Genomic DNA, 6,617 nt, shown 5'->3' on the forward strand with positions numbered 1-6,617 from the left:
CGCACCACCTGGACCGACGTCGTGCGCCACAAGCTGCCCAGGGCGTTCGATGCGCTGAAGGCGGCCGCGCGCGAAGTCGGCTCGGTCCAGATCCAGAACGTCGCGTCGGTCGCCGGTAATCTCTGCAACGCCTCGCCCGCCGCCGACGGCGTTCCGGCGCTGCAGGTGGTCGATGCCGAAGTCGAATTGCGGTCGGCGAAAGCCACGCGCTACCTGCCGCTTGGCGGGTTCATTCTCGGCAATCGCCGCACGGCGCTGCAGCCAGACGAGATGGTTACCGCCATTCGTGTGCCGAAACGTTCGGCTGTCGGCTCGTCCGCCTTCGTCAAGCTTGGCGCGCGGCGCTATCTCGTGATCTCGATCGCCATGGCGGCGGCGCGTCTCGTGATCGAAGATGGCGTGGTCGCTGATGCTGCTATCGCTGTCGGCGCCTGCTCCGCCGTCGCCCGTCGTCTTGCCGGCGTCGAGGCGGCCCTGCGCGGCCAGCCGGTTACCGCCGCGCTCGCCGATGCGGTGCTGTCCGCGCCGATCGACGAACTGTCGCCAATCGCCGATGTGCGCGGCAGCGCCGAATACCGGGAGCATGCGGCGCGCGAGATCGTTGTCCGCGCAGTGTGCGCTGCGACCAGCCTGGGCGAAGGCAAGGTGGCCGCATGACAATGGAGCGCACCGACATTGCCTTCGAGGTCAACGACGCGGCTGTCAGCGTGTCGGTGCCGCCGGTGCGGCGGCTCTCGCAGGTTCTGCGCGACGAGTTGCGGCTGACCGGCACCAAGGTCGGCTGCGACGCCGGCGATTGCGGCGCCTGCACCGTGCTGGTCGACGGCAATCCCGTCTGCGCCTGCCTTGTGCCGGCGGCCTCGGTCTCCGGCGCGTCCGTCACGACGGTCGAGGGCCTCGCCAACGGCAGGCTGTCGGCCTTGCAGGCGTCCTTCCTCGAACACGGCGCCGCGCAATGCGGCATCTGCACGCCGGGCCTGCTGGTGGCGGCTACCGCGCTGCTGCAGCGCAACCCAACGCCGAGTGAGGCCGAGACGCAGGATGCGCTGGGCGGCGTGCTCTGCCGCTGCACGGGGTACCGGAAAATCGTCGCGGCGGTGATGCATGCCTCGCAGCATATGGACGGTTTCGACCGTCGCCTGCCGGAGGTCGGCCGCGCCGTCGGCGCCTCGCCGATCCGGCTCGACGGCGTGCCGAAGGTTACCGGCGACGAAAAATTCGGCGGCGATTCCTTTCCGCACGACGCGCTGTCGGTGCTGGTCGTCCGCTCGCCCTACTATCACGCCGGTTTCAGCTTCGGAGATCTCGACGCCTGGGCCAAAGCGCATCCCGGCATTGCCGGCGTCTTCACCGCCGCCGACATTCCGGGCAGGAACTGCTTCGGGGTCATCGGCCCCTTTGCTGATCAGCCGGCCCTTGCCGAAGGTTTCGCGCGCCTTCGCGGCGAGGCGGTCGCGCTGGTGGCGGGCGAGCGCGAAGCCATCCCCGACCTCGACCTGACGGATTTTCCGATCGCCTGGACGGAACTGCCGCATGTGTTGCAGCCCCGCGAGGCGAAAGCCGACGGCGCACTCCTGATCCACCGGCATCGGCCGGCGAACCTGCTCACCTCCGGCTATGTCGAACATGGCGATCCCGACGGCGCCCTTGCTGCCGCTGCTGTCACCGTCTCCGGCGCCATCGAGACTTCTTTCGTCGAGCATGCCTATATCGAGCCGGAGGCCGGCTTCGCTTACATGGATGGCGACACGCTCGTCATCGTCGCCTGCACCCAGGCGCCCTACATGGATCGCGACGACACGGCCAAGGTGCTAGGCCTCCCGGTCGAAAAGGTGCGCATCGTGCCGACCGCCACTGGCGGCGGCTTCGGCTCGAAGCTCGATGTCTCGCTTCAGCCTCTGATCGGCCTTGTGGCGATGAAGACCGGCAGGCCGGCGGCACTCGCCTACACGCGCAACGAATCCATGATGTCGACCACCAAGCGCCATCCGGCCGAAATGGAGGCGACCATCGGTGCCGATTCCGAGGGCCGCGTCACCGGAATGATCTTTGAGGGCGATTTCAACACCGGCGCCTATGCAAGCTGGGGCCCGACGGTTGCCAACCGCGTGCCGGTGCATGCCTCCGGCCCCTATCAGACGCCGAACTATCGGGCGACGGGCAGGGCCATCCATACCAACGGCCCGATCGCCGGCGCCTTCCGCGGCTTCGGCGTGCCGCAGGCAACCATTATGCAGGAAACGCTCTACGACGCGCTCGCTGGCAAGCTTGGCATGGATCGCCTCGATTTCCGGCTGAAGAACTGCCTTCGAAACGGCTGCGAAACGGTCACGGGCCAACGGCTGGAGTCGGGCGTCGGCATCAGTGAATGCCTGGAGAGGCTTCAGCAGCATTGGGCGCGCGCGCTTGGCGATGCGGAAGCCTTCAACGCCATCAACACGGCAAGCAAGCGCGGCGTCGGCGTCGCCTCCTGCTGGTATGGCTGCGGCAACACCTCGCTGCCCAATCCTTCGACGATCAAGGTCGGCGTCTCGGCCTCCGGAGATGTCGTGCTGCACCAGGGCGCCGTCGACATCGGCCAAGGCTCCAACACGGTCATCAGCCAGATCTGCGCCGACGCGCTCGGCCTGCCGCTGGACAAGTTCAGGCTGAAGAGCGCCGACACCGCCATCACGCCCGACGCCGGCAAGACATCCGCCTCGCGCCAGACTTTTGTCACCGGCAAGGCGGCGGAGAAGGCGGGCCGCGCGCTGCGCGAAAAGATCCTGCGTTTCGCCAATGTGTCCGATCAAGCAACGATCGCGCTCGACGGCGCAAGCATCTCCATCCGCGAGGTGGATGCGACGCGACGCATCGATCTGCGTACACTGAAGATCGATGCCGATGGCTTGGTGTTCGTCGCGGAAGAGACCTACGATCCGCCCACGCTGCCGCTCGACGCCAAGGGCCAGGGCAAGCCCTACGCCGTCTATGGTTATGGCGCCCAGATCGCCGAGCTTGAGGTCGATCTCAAGCTGGGCACGGTGAAGCTGCTCAAGATCACCGCCGCGCATGATGTCGGCAAGGCCATCAACCCGGTACTGGTCGAGGGGCAGATCGAGGGCGGCATCGCGCAAGGCATCGGCATGGCACTGATGGAGGAATATATCCCCGGCCGCACCGAGAACCTGCACGACTACCTCATCCCGACCATCGGCGACGTGCCGCCGGTCGAGCACATATTGGTGGAAGTTCCGGACCCGGAAGGACCTTTCGGCGCCAAGGGTTTGGGGGAGCATGTGCTGATCCCGACCGCGCCGGCGATCCTCAACGCCATCCGACATGCCACCGGCGTGCTGGTCACCAAAGTGCCGGCGACGCCGAGCCGCATCCTGGCGGCGATCCGCGAAAAGGAGGCGCGCCGATGAGCGAGCTTGCCGAACGTTTCGAAACCCACGATCCCGGTGAGAAGCAGGTGGCGGAGAAGATCCGCTGCGATGCCTGTCCGGTGATGTGCTACATCGCCGACGGCCGCACCGGCGCCTGCGACCGCTACGGCAATGTCGGCGGGCGCATCGTGCGCATGGATCCGCTGACCATCCTCGACCACGCGGCCGAGACCGGCGGCGCGGTCGTGCCATTCGTCGCCGAGGGCGAGGAGTGGGGTGGTGAGCTGGTCAACACCGGCCGCCGCTTCGTCACCGCGATCGGGGCCGGCACCACCTACCCGGATTACAAGCCCGCACCTTTCATCGTCAGCCAGGAGGTCGAGGGCGTCGATCTCGTCACCGTCGTCACCGAGGGCATCTTCTCCTATTGCGGCGTCAAGGTGAAGATCGATACGGACCGCCACATCGGCGACGAGACGGCGACCGTGCGCTCGGAAGGCGAGGCGATCGGCCACGTCACCACTGGCGAATATGGCTCGCAGATGCTGTCGCTTGGCGGCGTGCATCACTTGACCGGCGGCTCCAAGGCTGAAGGCCGCGCGACTTGCGACGCGCTTCTCAACCTCTGCAACAGGAAGCCGGTCGAGCTCACCATCGACGGCGGTGCGACGGTCATTGTCGAGGCTGGCAAGGCGCCGGTCATCGACGGCAAGATCGAGCATCGCATGCGCGTCGGCTGCGGCTCGGCCACCATCGGCATGTTCGCCACGCAATGGCGCGGGCTCGTCGACGAGGTTGTGGTGGTTGACGACCATATCACCGGCGTCGTGTCGGAACATCAGGCCGGCAAGGTATTGGGCTGGGAGGATACCGGGATAAAGATCATCGGCCGCCGCTCGACGCCCGGCCGCTACTTCAAGGTTTCGGAGCCCGGTCTCGGCTGGGGCGGCACGACGATCTCCGATCCGCTGTCGATCCTGGGCGATTGGAACGCCAAGAAGGGTGCTCGCCCCGGCCTGTCGCTGCTGATGGTCTCGACCACGGGCGAACAGTTCGCTTACTACGAACTGGACGATCAGTTGAAACCGGTCGAGAAACCGTTCCCGGAGCGGCTGCAGAAATCCGTCGGCCTGATCGAGGACAATTGCGAGCCGGCCCTGTGCACTGTGCTCTTCATCGGCGGCGCGGGCGGCTCGCTGCGCGCCGGCGTCACCGAAAACCCGGTCAATCTCACCCGCTCGGTTCAGGGCCTGAAGACCTATGTCACGGTCGGCGGCGCGCCGGTCTATGTCTGGCCGGGCGGCGGCATCACCCTGATGGTCGATGTCACCCGCGTGCCGGAAGGCGCATTCGGTTATGTGCCGACGCCGGCGCTGGTCGCGCCGATCGAATTCACCATGCGCCGCGACGACTACGTCCGGCTCGGCGGTTACGAGGACGAGATCCGCAGCGTCGAGGACATTCTTGCCAAAGGCGGCGAATACCTTAATCCGCGCAGCAATGTCGGCGCGCCGGCCGGCAATCCCTGGCCGCCGTTGGCGCAATTGCGCCGCACCCCGGCCAATGGGGCCGACTGATGAACGGCCCGCAGGCGCATTGGCTCGCCGACGGCAGGCGGCTTCATCTCAATCACGGGCCGATCGACCTCATCGTCGAGGCCTTTGGCGATGCAGCTGAACGCCGCGCCGGCTGCGTGCAGGCCGTCGCGCGCTTCCAGACGATCCTGACCGAACTGGTCGAGGAGCTTCCCGAATTGCGCCGTCCGGCGTCTTTGACGCCGAGCGTTTTTGCAGGTCCGACCGCGCGGCGCATGGAGGCCGCGGTCTCACCGCTCGCGGAAAGCTTCATCACGCCGATGGCCGCCGTTGCGGGTTCGGTAGCCGACGAAGTTCTGGCCGCGCTTCTCGCCGGACGCCGGCTCGAGCGCGCCTACGTCAACAATGGCGGCGACAGCGCTATTCATCTCGGCAAGGGCGGCACGATAACGCTGGCGATCGCCGGCACCGGGCACGGCATGGCCGACCGCATCACGATCCGCGCCGAAGACGGCGTGCGCGGCGTCGCCACCAGTGGCTGGCGCGGCCGCTCCTTTTCGCTGGGCATCGCCGACGCAGTCACCGTGCTGGCGCGGACCGGCGCCGAGGCGGATGCCGCGGCGACGCTGATTGCCAACGCGGTCGACCTGCCTGGGCATCCGGCGGTTCATCGCGTGCCGGCGCGGGATCTTTCGCCCGACAGCGATCTCGGCGAACGGCTGGTGACGCAGGGCGTCGGCGGGCTAGCGCCCGGCGAGGTGGCCCGGGCGCTGGATAACGGCCTTGCCGTCGCCGAAGATTTTCGTCGGCGCGGCCTGATCGCCGCGTCGGCGCTGTTCCTTGCCGGCCAAACCCGCATCAGTGGCTCCGTGGCGCTCGCTGCGCCCAACAAGCATAAAGCGAAGGAAACTGCCCATGCCTGAATTCCCGATCCGCAAGGTCGCGGTGCTGACCGAAGAGATCTTCCACGACGGCGGCCCAGCGGCGAAGGAGCCGCGCCTGCGCGCCGCGGCTCTCGCCGTGGTCAAGAACCCGTTTGCCGGTCGATATGTCGAGGACCTGCAGGGCGCGATGGAGGACCTGAAGCCGCTCGGGCTGTTGCTTTCCGACAGGCTGATCGCCGCGCTTGGCGGCGATGTGAAAAAGATCGACGGTTACGGCAAGGGCGCCATCGTCGGCAGTGCCGGCGAACTGGAGCACGGCGCGCTCTGGCACGTGCCCGGCGGCTACGCCATGCGCGAGCGGCTCGGCGACGCCAAGGCGATCGTGCCGTCGGCGAAGAAGGTCGGCGCCTTCGGCGCACGGCTCGATGTTCCGCTCGGCCACATCAACGCTGCCTATGTGCGCAGCCATTTCGACGCGATGGAAGTCGGCATCAGCGACGGCCCGCGTCCCGACGAGATCTTGTTCTGCCTCGCCATAACCTGCGGCCCGCGCGTCCACAACCGCATGGGCGGCCTTGCGGCCGGAGACATCAAGGCTTGGGACGGCTTGAGATGAGCGGCGAGGACAATCTGCTGCGGCTGGTCGAGGCCGAAGAGCTGGACGAGAACAACTACCATCTGCAGGACCAGGTCGGCTTCATCCTGCGCAAGGCGCATCAGCGCCATGTGGCGATCTTCGCCTCCCACATTGGCGATCTGACGCCGCCGCAATTCGCCGCTCTCGCCAAGCTCTACGACATCGGCGAGACCTCGCAGAACCAGCTCGGCAC

Annotated in this window: 5 protein-coding genes and 1 pseudogene; all 6 read left to right on the forward strand. The window is 67.1% G+C overall.

Annotated features, from left to right (window positions below; genetic code table 11):
- Positions 1 to 657 (forward strand): FAD binding domain-containing protein (locus tag EOA79_RS28025; protein ID WP_128293487.1); only part of this gene is annotated, 657 nt, incomplete at its 5' end.
- Positions 654 to 3,407 (forward strand): molybdopterin-dependent oxidoreductase, encoded by a 2,754-nt coding sequence (locus tag EOA79_RS28030; RefSeq protein ID WP_095825562.1) that lies wholly within the window; start codon positions 654 to 656, stop codon positions 3,405 to 3,407. The genes EOA79_RS28025 and EOA79_RS28030, both read left to right, overlap by 4 nt.
- Positions 3,404 to 4,945: a 6-hydroxynicotinate reductase gene (locus EOA79_RS28035; protein ID WP_067324017.1), complete on the forward strand. Its 1,542-nt coding sequence runs from the start codon at positions 3,404 to 3,406 to the stop codon at positions 4,943 to 4,945. The genes EOA79_RS28030 and EOA79_RS28035 overlap by 4 nt, the downstream gene beginning before the upstream one ends.
- Positions 4,945 to 5,826, forward strand: coding sequence for a hypothetical protein (locus EOA79_RS28040; RefSeq protein ID WP_095825564.1), 882 nt, complete (start codon positions 4,945 to 4,947; stop codon positions 5,824 to 5,826). The genes EOA79_RS28035 and EOA79_RS28040 overlap by 1 nt, the downstream gene beginning before the upstream one ends.
- On the forward strand, positions 5,819 to 6,403 hold the full coding sequence (locus EOA79_RS28045) for an amino acid synthesis family protein (protein ID WP_095825565.1): 585 nt from the start codon (positions 5,819 to 5,821) through the stop codon (positions 6,401 to 6,403). Before EOA79_RS28040 ends, EOA79_RS28045 begins: the two co-directional genes overlap by 8 nt.
- Positions 6,400 to 6,617, forward strand: a pseudogene (locus EOA79_RS28050) (MarR family transcriptional regulator); the annotation flags it as partial. The gene EOA79_RS28045 and the pseudogene EOA79_RS28050, both read left to right, overlap by 4 nt.

It is taken from the genome of Mesorhizobium sp. M1A.F.Ca.IN.020.03.2.1 (assembly GCF_004023205.1).
Lineage (GTDB): Bacteria > Pseudomonadota > Alphaproteobacteria > Rhizobiales > Rhizobiaceae > Mesorhizobium.

Bases quoted from the DNA above. Each gene is read 5' to 3' on its own strand.
- EOA79_RS28040 (WP_095825564.1), top strand. From the start codon at position 4,945: ATGAACGGCCCGCAGGCGCATTGGCTCGCCGACGGCAGGCGGCTTCAT.
- EOA79_RS28030 (WP_095825562.1), top strand. From the start codon at position 654: ATGACAATGGAGCGCACCGACATTGCCTTCGAGGTCAACGACGCGGCT.
- EOA79_RS28045 (WP_095825565.1), top strand. From the start codon at position 5,819: ATGCCTGAATTCCCGATCCGCAAGGTCGCGGTGCTGACCGAAGAGATC.
- EOA79_RS28035 (WP_067324017.1), top strand. From the start codon at position 3,404: ATGAGCGAGCTTGCCGAACGTTTCGAAACCCACGATCCCGGTGAGAAG.